15 protein-coding genes are annotated in these 16778 nt (G+C 49.5%); 11 read left to right on the plus strand and 4 right to left on the minus strand.

What is annotated here, in order from left to right:
- From EZJ44_RS08850 to EZJ44_RS08105, 5 genes are all read left to right on the plus strand, one after another.
- A partial coding sequence (locus EZJ44_RS08850) for a hypothetical protein (RefSeq protein WP_206661888.1) occupies window positions 1–226 on the plus strand: 226 nt, incomplete at its 5' end.
- Window positions 210–440 carry a PLDc N-terminal domain-containing protein gene (locus EZJ44_RS09025; protein WP_421721706.1) on the plus strand — a complete coding sequence of 77 codons (231 nt, stop codon included), beginning with the start codon at window positions 210–212 and terminating at the stop codon, window positions 438–440. The genes EZJ44_RS08850 and EZJ44_RS09025, both read left to right, overlap by 17 nt.
- A 515-nt stretch (window positions 441–955) precedes the next feature.
- Window positions 956–1327, plus strand: coding sequence for a PH domain-containing protein (locus EZJ44_RS08095; RefSeq protein ID WP_131282288.1), 372 nt, complete (start codon window positions 956–958; stop codon window positions 1325–1327).
- 429 nt (window positions 1328–1756) lie between these two features.
- Entirely contained in the window at window positions 1757–2767 is a 1011-nt protein-coding gene (locus EZJ44_RS08100; RefSeq protein ID WP_131282291.1) for a hypothetical protein, read from the plus strand.
- Between the two features lie 153 nt (window positions 2768–2920).
- Complete coding sequence (locus EZJ44_RS08105) at window positions 2921–5143, plus strand: VaFE repeat-containing surface-anchored protein (RefSeq protein WP_131282294.1); 2223 nt, start codon at window positions 2921–2923, stop codon at window positions 5141–5143.
- A gap of 303 nt (window positions 5144–5446) precedes the next feature.
- Here EZJ44_RS08105 and EZJ44_RS08110 read toward each other — a convergent pair whose 3' ends face one another.
- Window positions 5447–5872, minus strand: a complete 426-nt coding sequence (locus EZJ44_RS08110) for a hypothetical protein (RefSeq protein WP_131282297.1) — start codon at window positions 5870–5872, stop codon at window positions 5447–5449.
- Window positions 5873–6403: 531 nt separating this feature from the next.
- On the opposite strand from EZJ44_RS08110, the gene EZJ44_RS08120 reads away from it, so the two are divergent.
- The 5 genes from EZJ44_RS08120 to aspA all read left to right on the plus strand — a co-directional run bounded on the left by EZJ44_RS08120 (window position 6404) and on the right by aspA (window position 13069).
- Window positions 6404–7255, plus strand: coding sequence for an HNH endonuclease family protein (locus EZJ44_RS08120; RefSeq protein ID WP_131282303.1), 852 nt, complete (start codon window positions 6404–6406; stop codon window positions 7253–7255).
- A gap of 446 nt (window positions 7256–7701) precedes the next feature.
- A complete protein-coding gene (locus EZJ44_RS08125) occupies window positions 7702–9021 on the plus strand; it encodes an anaerobic C4-dicarboxylate transporter family protein (protein ID WP_131282306.1) in 1320 nt (439 codons plus the stop codon).
- 31 nt (window positions 9022–9052) lie between these two features.
- Window positions 9053–10525 (plus strand): amino acid permease, encoded by a 1473-nt coding sequence (locus tag EZJ44_RS08130; protein WP_131282309.1) that lies wholly within the window; start codon window positions 9053–9055, stop codon window positions 10523–10525.
- A gap of 9 nt (window positions 10526–10534) precedes the next feature.
- On the plus strand, window positions 10535–11554 hold the full coding sequence (locus EZJ44_RS08135) for an asparaginase (protein WP_338324614.1): 1020 nt from the start codon (window positions 10535–10537) through the stop codon (window positions 11552–11554).
- A 69-nt stretch (window positions 11555–11623) separates the two neighbouring features.
- Window positions 11624–13069, plus strand: coding sequence for an aspartate ammonia-lyase (gene aspA, locus EZJ44_RS08140; RefSeq protein WP_131282312.1), 1446 nt, complete (start codon window positions 11624–11626; stop codon window positions 13067–13069).
- 174 nt (window positions 13070–13243) lie between these two features.
- On the opposite strand, the gene EZJ44_RS08145 is transcribed toward aspA, so the two are convergent.
- From EZJ44_RS08145 to EZJ44_RS08155, 3 genes are all read right to left on the minus strand, one after another.
- On the minus strand, window positions 13244–13882 hold the full coding sequence (locus EZJ44_RS08145; RefSeq protein ID WP_131282315.1) for a dihydrofolate reductase: 639 nt from the start codon (window positions 13880–13882) through the stop codon (window positions 13244–13246).
- Window positions 13883–13945: 63 nt separating this feature from the next.
- Complete coding sequence (locus tag EZJ44_RS08150; RefSeq protein WP_131282318.1) at window positions 13946–14755, minus strand: thymidylate synthase; 810 nt, start codon at window positions 14753–14755, stop codon at window positions 13946–13948.
- Window positions 14756–14769: 14 nt separating this feature from the next.
- On the minus strand, window positions 14770–15285 hold the full coding sequence (locus EZJ44_RS08155) for a DUF2505 domain-containing protein (protein WP_131282321.1): 516 nt from the start codon (window positions 15283–15285) through the stop codon (window positions 14770–14772).
- A gap of 37 nt (window positions 15286–15322) precedes the next feature.
- Between EZJ44_RS08155 and EZJ44_RS08160 the strand changes: the two genes are divergently transcribed.
- The gene (locus EZJ44_RS08160; protein ID WP_131282324.1) at window positions 15323–16747 is read left to right on the plus strand and encodes a sensor histidine kinase; all 1425 of its coding nucleotides are present in this window, start codon (window positions 15323–15325) and stop codon (window positions 16745–16747) included.
- Window positions 16748–16778 lie beyond the last annotated feature (31 nt).

The raw sequence follows: 16778 nt of genomic DNA on the forward strand, positions 1-16778 counted from the left end.
GACTTATCAAGGGTTTACAGGACGTCACGCTTGTCAAGTGGACTATGCCGTAGGATGGTTCGTAAATAATGAAGAATGTTCAGAATCAGGATCTACAGTGCAAAAAACACTAATCGGACGATTTTGGGCTGCGCCATTCCAGCCTTGGCTTGGACATACAATTACATTAGAGATGTATGTACACAGAAATGGAAATGCGTGGGGAGAGAATGTTAGCAGCGATTAAACAGCAAAACGAAAGCTTATTATCTAACGCGAATTACTCGCACGTCATCGTCTTAGCTCTCACGATCCTTTCAGTTTATATAACCATCTACTGTTGGATTCAAATCTGGAAAGACAGCAACCAGCCAATGAGCTCAAAAATAGTACTAGCGATCATTGTTGCCATTCCGTTTGTCGGACCGCTTGTATGGCTTGTGACGCGATCAAAGAAGTAATATTCGCGCCACAGTAATTCCCAGAACAGAAATAGGTACTTACTGAGCATGGGGAATAAGTCATGACGTGGCGAGAGAAATAATACGATTTTCCTCGTCACGTCAATTCATGTTGCTATGGCATGTCGTGTAACTTTTAGCCAATAGGGCGTGGTGGCGGACACATAGCACTAATAGCAATGCTTCGATCTCGCGGTCTGACATAATCGCACCGGTCACAACGTCAACGAAGTTGATGAGAATCACGGATGATATAAAAGCCGCTCTTTTTCAAAGCTTTTCTATCACCGTGCTATGGGTGCTTCCATTCTTCTTTGGTGGCATACATGCACGAACGAAAATCATCATTACCGTGATTGCTTTGTCCACAATAATGGATTGTGGCTGGTTATTTCTACATTCAGCGCAAAAGACAAAAGGGAACGCAAAGACGAGAAGACACTTCGGATATGACGACATTTTCATATATGATTATGGAAAATTCCCATAATAAAATACTGGCAAGGAGAAACGCTATGGAGATTGCTACTATCACTGAATGGATGTTTGTTGCAGAAGTTCCAATTCCCGATGATGTGTACAGCCTGCTCATTGAAGGCGAACAGGCCTATGCTGCATTTAAGACTTTCCGCGATTCAGCGATATTCACATCCAAACGACTTATCGTGCGGGATGCGCAAGGGCTGACTGGGCAGAAAGTTGAGATCTACTCTCTCCCATACAGTGCAATCAATATGTGGTCGACGGAAAATTCTGGCAGAATCCTTGATCTAACATCTGAAGTTGAGCTGTGGACAAGAGCTGGTCATATCAAAATTAAGTTGGGCAAGAACATCGATGTCCGCCGGATCGATTCTCTCATCGCCTACTGCGTCCTGAACCACTGATTTAACACCATGATTAGGTAGTCGATAGATTTACCTGTCAGTATAGTTTGCTGACGTTTTTGTTCTTCTCGTTGCTATTCGAGGAGGTTTAGCACTTTCCGACGTGTAGAAATATGTATCGCCTTCAGGCTGCGAACGAAAATATGAACCTTCCGTTGGCTCCTCGCTACGACTTTTTGTGGACAACAGCTTTCCTCTAATGCGATAGCCATTGCGTTTGTGAAACGCAGATTTTTCCGTCCAAAAGTTCACGTTCATATTCAAGAAATTTTCTCCAAAGTTGTGGAAAACTTCTTCGCCCTATTGCGTTTTCTGCTAATAATTAGGGAAATATATTGGTTATGTTTTGGCGGTCTCCGTTAAATCATGCACCATGACACCTCGCTTGCTACACGGCTCATACGGCTATTTGAGAGGAACTGACGTGCAGTGAACAGCTTAAAGCAGATCAAACAGAAAATTTCCAATACGCCACGAACGCTGAAAGTAATTCTCGCGGGTGTTGTGGCGGTGGTTGTGGCGCTTTGCGCCGTCGTCGGATACTGGCAGATAACGAAATCGCAGGCGCGTTCGGCATACTACACCGCTTATGATGCGTACGCGCAGGAATTTGCGCTTCTTGAGCGCGCACGCAAAGATGCCCGTGCTCAGAAAGCTGAGTGTGAAGTCAACGCTGTGCCAGATCGTAACGATTGTAGGGATTTTCTGCGCGTTTTGGAGCAAGCTGAAAATATCAAACAGATTGCAGAAATTGACGACGACGATCCCACAAAGGCCGAGCTATATACCATTGCTGCTGACTTAGGCAGCGACACTCAACAGCTACAAGGCTTGAACATGCAGCTTGCGCAAACATCGGCCGCAGCGCGGAAAAATCTTGTGGCGTCCTCAAAGATTTGGCGCGATGCCAACCTAAAACCGTGGCTCGACTGGTCGAAGAATCTCGTTGTCTCCTCACACCAATTGCTCGCGCGTTCTGATGGGCATGTGAGTGATCCGCAGACCAGAGTTGTGCTGGCTGAGCAGGTGACCAAGCTTGAAACGGGAGTCAAAAACGCCGAAGAAAAATACGAAACCTTGATGTACGCAGACGCGAAAACGCTCCACGAGTCTTTGTCACAGTTGTATCAGGGCACAGAGGCGGCTGCTACTGCGGTGCAAGCCTCAATGGCAGCTTTCGAGTCGGCACAGGCACGTCCAACACCAGTTTCTTCCAAAACGACGACGGCGAAGTCGCCAGCTTCATCGCGTGGTGGTAAGTCAGCGGGTGGATCTGGTTCGTCAGCTGGGGGAGCAACTACCCAATCAGGTTCGGCGGGAGCTGGTGCTCCATCAACAGGTGGGGGATCAACTGGTGGGCAGAACGGATGGGTAGAAACGGGAAGCAGCGACATTTGTGGTGTGGGCAGTGGTGAGTCATGGCACGAAGTTCCGTGCTGATATTTTTCCGCTTGGGAGAGCGGTTGGCGCCATCTGAATAGAGAGTCAGTTGGCGCCTTTTCTTAACACCATTGATTGGAGATTAATGTGAACTCTCAAATAAGAAGAAAACGACTGAGCAGGCTGTGTATGGTTTTCATACTTTGCCTAGCATTGGCTGTCAGTTATGGAACTGTGGCTGTTCCATCGGCTCGTGCCGCTGTGTCTGCCACTGATCCGAAAGGCTTTGGCCGTATCGGCTACGAGGTTGGTAGCGGTGCTCAGTCAGTGTGGCTCGGCACCCAAGTGCCAAGCAAAGAAAGTGGTGGTGTGGTTGCCTATTGTATCCAAGGAGGAAAATCCACACCTGCCACTGGTGATCAGGTTATCAGTGTGGCAACATTGGATATATCGACGCCACGAGTATCAGGTTTGGAACTCACTACGCCACAGATGGCTTATCTGTTGGATAAGTATAAGGATTCGAAAGATCCCGCCGTGCAGTCCGCACTTTCTTTGCTAGTACATGCGAACTTTGAAGAAGACTCGACCGGTTCAACGGTCTATTCTGATCCGTCTGCACAAAACGTCGTCAGCGATATCTTAAAGATTGTTCGGGCGAATGCTCCACAAATCGAGACACAAGCACAAGCCTATGTGGCGGAAGCCAAAGCTAGTGCTGCAGTAGGATACCAACCAGGTGGTGTAGTAGGCGATACATTGCGTAAGGGAAACATTCATTCGATTGGTATAACCAATCAGGCTGGGACTTACATTGCAAATGTGCCTTTAACTATCACGCTATCGGGTCCTGTGGTATTCAATAGCACAGGAACTAATACATGGAGTGGAACTACTCAATCTCAACCGTTGAGTTTAGATTGGACTGCAACTGGAAATGGACAGGTTTCGTATTCATTCACATATAAAGCGGCTCGTAAGACGTTGACGAAACTTGTAAACGGACAGGTACAGGACACGATAACTTACGGAAACCCAGCTGTTGGCGACCCCGAAGAATTCACGGTATCAGGTCCTTCTTGGTCAGTAACTTACGATTTTCAGCCGATGGGTACGTCCCAGCTTGCGAAGATCAGCGACACTGGTTCATTTACAGACACCTTCGATGCGGTTTCTGACCCGTCCTATGGTGGAGGTAAATGGCTCAACCTTGACGGAACTCAAACTCCCGTGCCAGTAACCTACACGGCTACCGCCTATTATGTTGGTGATACTCCGCCAACACAGTCCGGTACTGTACCTGCAGGTGCAACCAAGATCGGCAGCGTTGATGTGGTCGCGAAGGGTCCAGGAAAACTGACCGCAGATTTCAAAGCAGATAAGCCTGGTTTCGCAACCGTCGTATGGAGCGTTACTAAATCGGCACAGCCAGCTGATGTGCAGCAGTATATTCACGCTGATTGGGCAGACGCTTACGGTATCCATGCTGAGACCACCTCATACCGGCGCTCCGTTGAAGTTGACTCAACGATGACGATTCGCGAAACCAAGTCCGGCACCTACCTCGTCGATGACCTATTCGTCACCGGCTTTCCGGCTGATCACCCAGATTTCACGGGTGATGGTTATTTCGCAGCTGATACAAAGGTAATGAAGCAAACGCTGTTGTTCTTCCCTGAAGGTCAGCCAGTTACCGAAGCCAATAAATCCAACGGCGAGGTGATTGCTAGCGTGGATGTTCCTGCCAAGAACGGCTTCCATGCCAACATTGGCGCAACAGATTTCAAGGTCAAACAAGACGCGGTGGGTAACATTCCTGGTACGTACGTATTTGTCACCTCATTCGCTGGCGACGACCGAGTCAAAGCCTTCACATCATCCGTGGAAGACAAGAACGAACAGTACCTAGTTTCTCGTCTACGGCCAACGCTTCAGACTACCGCGAGCGATACTGCTGACGGTGACAAACAGGTCAAACCTGAGCCCAAGCAAATAATTACCGACAAAATATGGGATGTGAATAAATCGCTTGTTCCAAACACTGAATATGAAATCATCACTACATTGCATTTAACTGACGGAACGCCGTTGCTGGACGAGCAAGGAAAGCCGGTGTTCAAGCGATCCGTTTTTGCTCCGCAGCGATCCGACGATATCGCGTCAGTTAGCATCGAATTTGATGCATCGAAGCTCGCTGGTAAGAGCGTCGTCGTATTTGAAGATATCAAACAAGCGGGACAAACGATCGCTGTGCACCATGACGTCAACGAAAAACTCCAAACTGTCCATGTTCTTGAACAAACACCCCTAGTGCCAGCTAAACAAGCGGGCTTAGCGATCACCGGAAGCACCACGCCAATGCTGGGCGCGGCGTCGGGCGGCATGTTAGCACTGGGAATAGGTTTGCTACTTATGAGACGCAAAGATCGCATATAAAGATGAGCACCGACCTAAAACAACAAATCGCCAAATTTGATTGTTACAGGCCGGTGCCCGGCGGCGGGGGACACAGACAAAGTGTCCAAGCTCGAACTGTGTTCCCCGACCTTCCTTTTGGAGCACGATTCTAAAGAAAATCGCGCTCCAAAAGAAGCATTCACGCAGTGCCGTTCTGCTAGCAGGCTTACAATCCTGTTAGCTACGGTTGCTATGTTGCTACGGAGATGTAATGCTTCTCGCTGAGACGCCATGCGGCATTTCCCAGTCTAATGGCACTGGACATCCAGCCAATAACTTATGTTATTTTGCCGAGTATCCTCGCTGCTCATAGCTTGTTGCGATCTCTCGCTCAGCACGGAGCTGCAGAATATGAGCAAAGGCCTCGCGCCGAGGTGAACCAATCGTCAAAATGATCATGAGAATTGCCAGCACGGTCAATATCGCTAGCAATCCGAGATAGACATACCAAAGTGAAGACGACCTATCAACGAGGAGCAACGCGTTTATCGTTGCGATCAGCGAAACGATAAACGCCGCCGTCGTTGCGTGGTTCCCCTGTCTGCGGTATGCGAATGAAAACGAATAGACAAATACTCGTTCTTCAGGAGTGAGGGTGAAGTCTGGAAAAAGATGTTCTCGCCCATAAAGTTCAACTCTGTTTGCAAATGTTCGAATACGTTCTGGCTCGTCTTCGGGGCGTGCACTGGCTAGTTTCTCGTTCGTCATCGTGTCTCCGTTCACTGTGATGCCTAAACACTACACGCATAAAAAGTAGAAAATCGCCAGACTGAAGCGTGTTGGGTTTTGTTCCTCTTCTTATATTTGGTCAATTTTGCTGACCTGGGTTTGATTATAGCTGGTGATGGTCTCGGTTGGCGTGCGGTATGCACGAACCCGGACAGGATGCGAACGTACGTAATATCTGCCACCCATAATTGGTTTGGCTTGCTAGCCGTGAAATGCTGGTTGGCAAGATCCTGACACACATCCGATGCCTGTGCTTGCACCCAATTGATGTGTTCTTGACATTGAGTTAAATCCTGTTTGTAGGAATTTGTGCTATTTCATGTGCAAATGCCTGTTTTGGAGTAAAGTATCGATTTGATAGGAGTTCTCAATGTAGAAACGGTAGCGAAGATGCTACGCAGACTCCATCGTAAGAACAACAAGGAGGTTGATTATTTCATTAATATTCACGGGACGTTGTGATTGAGACGTCCCAGCAAACAAACACTTATCATGTGAAAGGGGATAAAAATGACTATTTTGCGAGGTAAATCTCGAGACACTAAACGTGTAATTCGCGGTCTAGGCAGTGTGACGGCTGTGTGCGCACTTATGAGTTTCACGCTGGTAGAACCGGTATCTGCTACTGAGACTCGTGCCATGGATCTAAGTTCTCGAAGCGTCGTCCGGACTGTTGAAACATCGGCAGAACTGGATGCGGCAACGGCCCTTGATCAATTGCAAGTTAAAGGACGTGCACCGAAAACCGGATATAAGCGTACCGAATTTGGAACGGCTTGGACCGACGTTGACCATAATGGTTGCGATACTCGCAACGATATCTTGAAGCGTGATCTCACACGGGTTGTATTCACGAGTGGTCGTGGCGGCGAATGTGTAGTTCAATCAGGAAGATTAATAAGCCCATACAACGGTGAAATCATTAATTTTGAAAAAGGAACGGGCTCTTCAGGACTCGTTCCGATTGATCATGTGGTCGCGTTGTCTGATGCTTGGCAAACTGGCGCGCAGCAAATTTCAGTTGAATCTCGCACTGCTTTGGCAAACGATCCATTGAATCTTATTGCGGTAGATCGGGCATCGAACACTAAAAAGAGTGATTCCAACGCTGCAAGTTGGTTGCCGTCATATAAGCCATTCCGGTGTGAATATGTCGCGCGTCAAATCGCGGTAAAAACGAAGTATGAGCTGTGGGTTACGGAGAGCGAGAAAGAAGCTATGAAACGAGTGCTGTCAACCTGTCCAGGGCAGAAATTGCCTTCGCAGCCTCCCTACCGAGTTGAAACAGTGATTAAGGAGCGTTCCGTTGGGGTACGTGACCATTCGGCATGGGATGTGAACGAATATGCTAAAACAGCATAAGAGTTAGGTGATCGAGATAATCGCACATTGAGGTAATTATACCGAGAGGAAAGTGTGCAGAACTGCTCCCTGAAAGTTGGACTGATTAATTCGGTTCTTTCTTTCAGGGAGCATTTCTATGTTGAATAATTTGAAAGCTCCTGGTGAGTAGGGGTGTGTCACGTAGAATTGTCCGAGCCCCTTGGGAATCGGGTGTCGCTATAGTTGATAAATAAAAAATTGCTATTTCAACTATTGACTCACAAACACTCATTTAACATGTTAGCGCCATATGCTGCATATTTGGCGCTAATCTCAGGTGTGTTCCCGTAGTGAATTAATTATGAACAGATTTTCTTTTGTTGGGACAAAATCTGACGTGTCGCATAAATTCCGCAAAGTTCTTCCTCGCTGAGCTACATTTTGTGAAGCAAACTTAAGCGAACAAACGAGCAAAGGAGCGAGATATGCTTTGGTTTCATCTGTGCTTACTGATCATTTTCGTGGTTATAGGTTCAAGAATCGGCGGCATCGGCATTGGTTTGGCTGGTGGTGCTGGTGTACTTGTTCTCGCTGCCACTGGATTACACACTGATGTAACCAAAGATGTGCCGTGGGGCGTAATCGGAATTATCATGCCAGTGATCTGCGCGATCGCAGCTTTACAAGTCGCTGGCGGCATGGACTACTTGGTGCACCTGACTGAAATTCTGTTACGCAAACATCCACGGCATATTACGTATTTGGCGCCTTTTGTCACCTTTATGCTCACGGTTCTGTGCGGAACTGGGCACACCGCTTATTCCGTGCTTCCTGTGATCGTTGATGTATCAAAAGAGAACGGAATCAGGCCTTCACGTCCACTGTCCATTGCGGTAGTGGCGTCGCAGCTTGCCATCGTGGCCTCGCCTATTTCCGCAGCAACGGTGGCAATGGTGGCAATTCTTTCGCCGCTCAATGTTGGGTATCTCCAGATCTTGGCGGTCACGATTCCAACAGTGTTTATTGGATGTGCAGTGGGCGCTTTTGTCGCGGCTCGTCAAGGCAAAGAACTTGCAGATGATCCCATTTACCAGAAGCGTTTAGCAGATGGTTTGGTGGCACAAAGCGCGGCTTCGCATGAGGGATACAAGCCAAAAGCGAGCGCCGTTCCCAGCCTAATAGTTTTTGTAGTAGCCCTGGTTATTGCGGTGGCATACGCGACCTCGGCTTCGAAGCAGATCGGTTTGATAGCCCATCCTCCGATGGACGCATCAGCAGCAATTATGGTGATCATGCTCAGCTGCGCCGCAATCATCTGCTTTGTAGCGAAAATTCCGGCGCAGTCCATTCCTGACCAGTCCACTTTCAAGGCTGGAATGACGGCGTCAATCTGCATTCTTGGCGTGGCATGGCTCGGCAATATGTTCGTGAATAACTATATGGACGTGATCAAGAATGCCGGTGCCGACGTATTACAACAATCGCCCTGGCTACTTGCGATTATCCTCTATTTTGCGTCGCCGCTACTTTTCTCGCATGCGGCGACGACGGTTGCATTCATGCCGGTTGCAGTCAAACTTGGGCTGTCTGCAGTCACGTTATTGGCTTGCTACCCAGCAGTATCTAACTACTATTTGCTGCCAAACTATCCAACAACCGTTGCTGCAATGGAGATGGACGATACGGGATCTACTCGTTTGGGGAAGACGGTGATCAGTCACCCGTTCGTCGTGCCAGGAACGGTAGCAATCGTGGTTGCAGTGTTATTGAACTTCGCGTGGGCGCCTGTAGTTCTCGGCATGTGAATCTCACCCTGATCTGAAACGAGTATTAACTATGAATCTCGAACAACACTCCGGCAAAGCAACTCGGACATTTGCCCATGGTCACGACAAAGCAGACGAGGGTTATTCAAAAGGACTCAAAAACCGCCATATTCAGATGATCGCTATTGGCGGCTCAATTGGAACAGGATTGTTCCTTGGAGTGGGCGGGCGGTTGTCCCAAGGCGGACCGGCGTTGGCAATATCTTATGCTGTGTGCGGTTTGATCGCCTTTATCATGGTGCGGGCACTGGGAGAGCTCTCGATCCGCCGGCCATCGTCGGGTGCATTCGTATCCTACGCCCGCGAATTTATGGGTGAAAAAGGAGCTTACGTTACTGGTTGGCTGTTTTTCCTTGACTGGTCCACCACTGTGATGGCAGATATTACGGCTGTTGCCTTGTATTTACATTACTGGCCAGCATTCCAAGCCATTCCGCAGTGGATTCTTGCGACACTGGCGTTGTTGTTGGTGTTCGTGCTCAATATTCTTTCCGTGAAGGCGTTTGGCGAATTTGAATTTTGGTTGGCGCTTATTGAAGTGAGTGCAATTTTGATCTTCATGGCAATTGCTATCTGGGCGATTGTCACAGGTCACCATGTAGGCGCGCACACTGCCGGACTCCATAACCTCACTGACGCAGGCGGTTTCTTCCCACATGGGCTTCTGCCGCTGGTAACGCTCTCGCTCGGCGTCGTCTTTGCGTTTGGAGGTACTGAGATGGTTGGTGTGGCAGCCGGCGAGGCTGAAAATGCCACGAGCGTGTTGCCCAAAGCTATTAATTCAATGATTTGGCGAATTGGATTCTTTTACGTTGGAGCAGTTGTCTTGATGACACTCGTGCTTCCGTGGACGGCCTATAGCGGTCAGGAGTCACCTTTCGTCACATTCTTCACTGGAATCGGGATTCCGCACGCCGGAACGATTATGCAAATCGTTGTGCTGACGGCGGCATTAGCTTCCTTGAATGCTGGTCTTTATGCCACTGGACGCACACTTCGTTCTCTCGCCGTTGCGGGTGAAGCGCCAAAATTCGCCGCAAAGCTCAACAAAAACCACGTACCGATGAACGCCATCGTAATCACGGCTGCTCTCGGGCTAATCGGCGTGCTCATCAACTACATCTATCCAAGTCGAGCCTTTGAAATCGTGATGAATCTTGCCGCTATCGGTATCGCTGGAACCTGGATTTCTATTCTGATTACACACTGGATATACGCTCGCAAAATGCACCGAACCGGCCAAGGGCGCCCTGAATATCGGCTTCGATTCTATCCTTATAGCAATTTTGTGGCGATTGCCTTCCTGTCGATCGTCATTATATCGATGTGGTTTGACGTTAAGGTGGGACGGCCGACGCTCTACATGTTTGCTGCTATCAGCGTTGTCTTGACCATTGGTTGGTATGCTGTTCGTGGACGCATCCGCGGAGATTTGATGGATCATATGCTCGATGAGCAGCAAGAACCATCTGACGAGAACTAATCGGAGTTAGTGATAGACGTGCGAATTAACGTGATATATTCCGGTGGCACGATCGGTATGATCGAGACCGAGGCGGGTTTGGCGCCCGGAGCCGATTTGCGAGGCTGGCTAAACGATTTGGTTGCTCGTCGTCCCAGCATCGGCGAGGTTACCTTCACTGAGTTTTCAACGCTCATTGATTCTTCGAATGCTACACCCGCCGATTGGCAAGCTCTGATTGACGCGCTGTGGTCGGCGTGCGAGAGTGCCGATGGATTCGTGATTCTGCACGGTACCGACACACTCGCCTACGCTTCGGCGGCGCTTTCGTTCGCGCTTCAAGACTTCGGAAAACCGGTGGTACTCACTGGTTCTCAGCTGCCGATTGGCGCACTTGACACCGATGCGCATGCCAACGTCGTCGATTCGCTCAAGGCGGTTGCCAGCGGTCGGATAGATTCGGTGGCGCTCGTTTTCGGTCGCTCAGTTTTCGACGGAAGTTGCGCTTCAAAGTGGTCTTCGTGGAGTTTCGAGGGGTTTTCGTCCCCGAACGCTCCGGTATTGGCGACGACGGGGGCGCCGTGGCAGTGGAACGACGTCGAACGTCGTCGTCACGATTCGTTCCCCCAGGTGAAACCGTATGTAGCGCAAGACATTGTGGTTCTGGACCTCGTGCCAGGAATCAGTGCCCAGCGGGTGGACAGCGTCCTGCATCCGCGACCCTCCGCCGTCATTCTCCGTGCGTACGGCACCGGAAATATACCTGCGCGAGAGCAGGCTCTCGTTGATGCGTTGGCGAGCGCTGTTGACGATGGCGTTGAGGTGATCGTTTCCTCGCAGTGCATGCAAGCCCAGGTGTATCTGGGGCATTACGAGGCAGGATATGCTCTTGCCCAACTTGGGGCAGTGAGCGCCCACAACATGACGTTCGAGGCTTGTTATGCCAAAACAGTCTTTTTATTATCGCAAGGAATGAGAGGTGAAAAGTTCAAATATTGGATGGAAAAATCTCTGAGTAGAGAAATTACCAATACGCTGCGTAGCAGATAGTTTCGTGGGATAATCAAATCACAGCAAATGCGTTAATGACGACGCATAATATATCACGGAGGAAAGCAAATGCCTACCACACGAATTGAAGAAGATCTTCTGGGAGCTCGCGAGATTCCGAACGACGCATATTACGGCGTTCATACCCTTCGGGCTATAGAGAATTTCAAGATTTCAGGTGTCACAGTCAACCAAGTTCCTGAGTTTATTCGAGGAATGGTACAAGTTAAAAAAGCAGAGGCCTTGGCGAACCGAGATGCGCGGGTGCTATCGTCTGAGGTTTCTCGGGCGATCGTCAAAGCCTGCGATATGGTACTTGACGAGGGACGCTGCATGGATCAATTCCCGGTTGATGTGTTCCAAGGTGGTGCAGGAACCTCGGTCAATATGAATACCAATGAGGTGATTGCCAATCTTGCGCTCGAGGTGATGGGTCACGAGAAGGGCGCCTATTCGGTTGTTAATCCAAACGATCACGTCAATAAGTCGCAGTCAACGAACGATGCTTACCCAACAGGCTTCCGCATCGCTGTGTATCGCATGGTGATTGGCCTGGTAGACGAAGTGCAGAATCTTGCGGATTCTTTCGGTGTACTTGCCAAGAAGAACGAGCGCGTGCTCAAAATGGGGCGCACCCAGTTGCAAGATGCTGTGCCAATGACGGTTGGCCAAGAATTTGACGCTTTCCGCGTGCTTATGGAAGAAGAAGTAAAGCACCTAGTTCGCGAAGTTGAATTATTGCTTGAAGTGAACCTGGGTGCGACGGCGATTGGTACAGGTCTCAATACCCCTGATGGATTCCAGGAGATCGTCGTCAAGCGTCTTGCTGAAGTGACGGGGCTGGATGTGAAGCCGGCGCCGAACCTCATTGAAGCTACATCGGATACGGGCGCGTATGTTTCACTTTCGGGTGCTTTGAAGCGATTTGCCGCGAAGCTTTCCATGATTTGTAACGATTTGCGTTTGCTTTCATCTGGTCCACGTGCTGGTCTCAATGAAATTAATCTGCCAGAGATGCAGGCAGGATCATCAATTATGCCTGCGAAGGTTAATCCGGTAATTCCTGAAGTGGTGAACCAAGTGTGCTTCAAGGTAATCGGTAACGATATGACCGTGACGATGGCATCAGAAGCAGGGCAATTGCAGCTCAACGTGATGGAGCCAGTGATTGGACAAGCGCTCTTCGAATCGATTTCTTTGCTGCAAAATGCCTGCATTACCCTGCGTGAGCGCTGCGTAACGGGCATTACCGTGAACGAGAATATTTGCGCACAGTTCGTAATGAACTCCATCGGTATCGTCACTTACCTCAACGATATTATCGGACACCACGAAGGCGATTTGATCGGTAAAGAGTGCGCTCGCACTGGTAAATCGGTACGTGAGGTAGTGCTCGAACGTGGACTCATGACGGAAGCTGAACTTGATCGTGCTCTCTCGGTGGAGAATCTCATGCACCCGAAGTACATGGGTGAAGTATTCCCTGATGATCCTGAGCGTGAGATCGTACAATAGGGAGATTGCGCAATAAGGAGACTGTGCAACAAGCACGAGATTTCTTGATATGGGAGCCTACTAACGGTGAGCCTACTAATGCTCAGGAACGTTAGTAGGCTCCCATAGTTTTAGCTTGACTAGAAACAGTTGTGGGCTCGCATCTGCGAGCCCACAACCTCATGTATTTCTTCATCAAGAAAAAATACGAAGTGGATCGGAATTTCCGTAGAACGCCCTTTGCGTAGCAGGGATAACTCGTTGCTGTGCAGGGATAACTTCTCGTTGCGAAGAATCTGCTTGCGATTTTGAATCGCTGGATGCGGAAATCTTGCGTTGGAGTGCCGAAAAACGGTAGTCGATTCCAGATGTTGAATGTAGCCAGCCCCGATTCGGTTCAGCTTGCACGAGCTCCCAGTCCTCGCCAATACTTGGTGCAAATGCATCAGCATCGGCAACTGTCATATCAACGTCTGTAATGACCAGTGCATCTGCTTGAGAGAGCATCGATTTGTAGATCTGTGCTCCACCAATGACCCACACGTATTTGTCCGGATTTAGTGCATCGCTCACGGCAAGAGCTTCATCAATAGTTGTGCAAACCTGGGCACCCTCGGCCTTAAAATCGGAATTTGATGTGAGAACGATATTTTGGCGATTGGGGAGTGGCCGGAACCGCTCAGGAAGCGATTCCCATGTGCGTCGTCCCATGATCACCGGATTACCTGATGTTACCCGTTTAAACATCGCAAGATCCTCAGGGATATGCCACGCTAACGTGCCATGTGCCCCAATTGCCCGATCGTGGCCTTGAGCCCAGATCATTCCCAGCATTAAACTGCAACCTCCAGAATTAAGCTCCTGCGTTCTAGAATAAAGCGCCCGTATCCAGCACTATTACACGGCCACCGGCGCTTTGATAGCGGGGTGGTGCTCGTAGCCTTGCGACGCAGCAATATCGTCCATATCGTAATCAAAAATTGAGGGAGCTTTTTTGAGCTCAAGCGTAGGGAATGGATAAGGCTCACGAGAAATCTGTTCCTTAACCTGCTCAATATGGTTCGAATAGATGTGGCAATCGCCGCCAGTCCACACGAAATCTCCCACTTCTAAATCGCATTGTTGAGCGATCATATGGGTGAGCAGCGAGTAGGAGGCGATATTGAAAGGAACTCCTAGGAATAGATCAGCCGAACGTTGGTAGAGCTGACACGATAGCTTTCCGTCTGCCACATAGAACTGGAAAAATGCGTGGCAGGGCATCAGGGCCATATCGTCGAGATCGGCCACATTCCATGCAGAAACGATCATACGGCGCGAGTCCGGATTGTGCTTGATCGTATCCACAACTTGCTGGATTTGATCAATATGTCGCCCGTCGGGAGCGGGCCACGAACGCCACTGGTAGCCGTATACCGGGCCGAGTTCGCCGTCGTCGTCTGCCCATTCATCCCAGATGGTGATTCCGCGCTCTTGCAGCCACTTTACGTTTGTGTCGCCACGCAAGAACCACAACAACTCGCCTTTAACGGCTTTCATTGCCACAAACTTGGTGGTGATACGGGGGAAACCTTCGTTTGCCAGATCGTAGCGAAGCTGGCGTCCGAAAACGGAAAGCGTACCAGTACCAGTGCGGTCACTTTTGTGCGCGCCATTTTCTAAAACATCGGCCAAGAGATCTTCATATTGTCTGTTCACAGCAACCATAGTTTCAGTCTAATTCAGTGTGTGCCGAATGTCTTTACCGTATTTTCGATAATGCGTGCGTCACGTTCGAGTACCTTTGGAAGCTGGGCAACGACTTTCTTCTCGACGCCGCCACCCAAAAATGGCACATGAACTTTGACTTCACCCATGTAGCTCAGAGTAGTGGTCGCGTTTTCGCGTACAATTTTCGCCACTACGTCGATATTTACGGGAGCGCCTTTGATGGTGACGTCGTAGTGAATATTTGCGCCGTCGCCTGCAGGAAGTTGTTGTGTTTCGATGGTTACATTAAGGCCATTTGGCAAGAGCGTACGCAATTGAGCCGGAAACTTTGTGGCGTCAATGGTAGCGATTAACGCGCTCGTCACGGAATCTACTTGCGGGTCCACGTTGTCATTTAGGCTGGTGGTGAAAGTGTACTGGGTAAGGCCAAGGTGCTGAGCGCGTGCATTTGCTAGCTCTTGTGACGGCAAAACGTGCAATATGCGGGAAATATCTGCATCAATATGTGTAACAACTGAGAATTTCATATAACCATTCAACACGAAAAACGCTTATTGTGGAACTGTGCCAACTTTGACGAAGATTTTGGAGCGCACAGCGCGCTTCGCAGAAGAAGAAAGAAAATGGTTTCACCAGCTCGCGGGCGACTGGCAAACTATTGCAGATATCGCATTCGCTGATCTGTTGCTTTACGTTCCGACCGACGACGGATTCATCGCCGCCGCTCACGCTCGACCAGCGACGGCTGCCACGTTGATCGAAACCGATATTATCGGAGAAAAAGTCGATGGTGAGAGCGTTGAGCATGTGTATGCGGCTTTCAACATGGGCGATATGATCGTTTCGGAAGATTCGAGTGTTTCGAACACTTTCATTCCGGTGCGGTGCCGAGGCAGAATTATCGGCGTGGTGCGGGTGATATCCGCGCTATTGCAAGACAGAGTTCCATCGCAAGCCCAACAAAACTACGAAGAAATTGCGCGCGATCTCTTTGAAATGATCGCTTCGGGAGATTTTCCATTGGAGGGGATGCCAGCGGGCTTCCGGCATGGTACTCCGCGTGTGTCCGACGGCGTTATTCAGCTAGATGAAGACGGCGAAGTCCTGTACGCGAGTCCCAATTCCGTGTCGCATTTCCGCCGTTTGGGTGTAGATGAGCCATTGATCGGCAATATTCTTGCTGAAACCGTGACGGATATCTTCGATGATTTTTCGATTCCGGAGGAGTCTTTGCCTTTGGTGCTCCTAGGCAAGGCCGCTTGGGTTGCCGAAATTGATGCGCATGGAGTGATTGTGTCGCTACGTGCGCTTCCTTTGATCCGAAATGGCGAGCGAACTGGCGCACTTTTGATGACCCGAGAGATTACCGAATTGCGCCGCCAGGAGCGGGAATTGCTCACCAAAGATGCCACCATTCGGGAGATAAACCATCGAGTTAAGAACAACTTGCAGACGGTATCGGCATTGCTTCGCTTGCAGGCTCGACGAGCAGTCAATGACGAAACTCGTGTTGCACTTGGCCAGGCCCAGCGGCGTGTTGGCATGATTGCGCTCGTGCATGAGGGACTCTCGCAGACGATTGACGAAGTAGTTGAGTTCGATTCTGTTTTTGGATCACTGCTCAAGATGGTTCGTGACATCGCTGTGACAGAGTCTGCCGTTGATATTTCCCTTAACGGATCATTTGGAAAAGTGCGTGCTGAGCAGGCAACTTCCTTGGCGGTTGTGCTCAACGAGGTGATTTCCAATGCTATCGAACACGGCCTTGCTCAAGGCGGGAAAGTGGACGTGAATGCGGAGCGCTTTGATGAGCGCCTTTTCGTGCAGGTTCGCGATAACGGTACGGGTATTTCTCCGCAAGGTCCCGGTGGTGGTCTTGGCACACAGATTGTGAAGACGCTGGTAACTGGAGAGTTGAACGGCACGATTGACTGGTCGAATAATCCCGACGGCGGAACCCTAGTTAGCCTAGAGCTTCAGTTGCGTTAGTGCTTGAGTCTTTTGTATTGACAATGAAATG

This window comes from Arcanobacterium bovis, assembly GCF_004331995.1.
In the GTDB taxonomy this organism is placed as follows: Bacteria; Actinomycetota; Actinomycetes; order Actinomycetales; family Actinomycetaceae; genus Arcanobacterium_A; species Arcanobacterium_A bovis.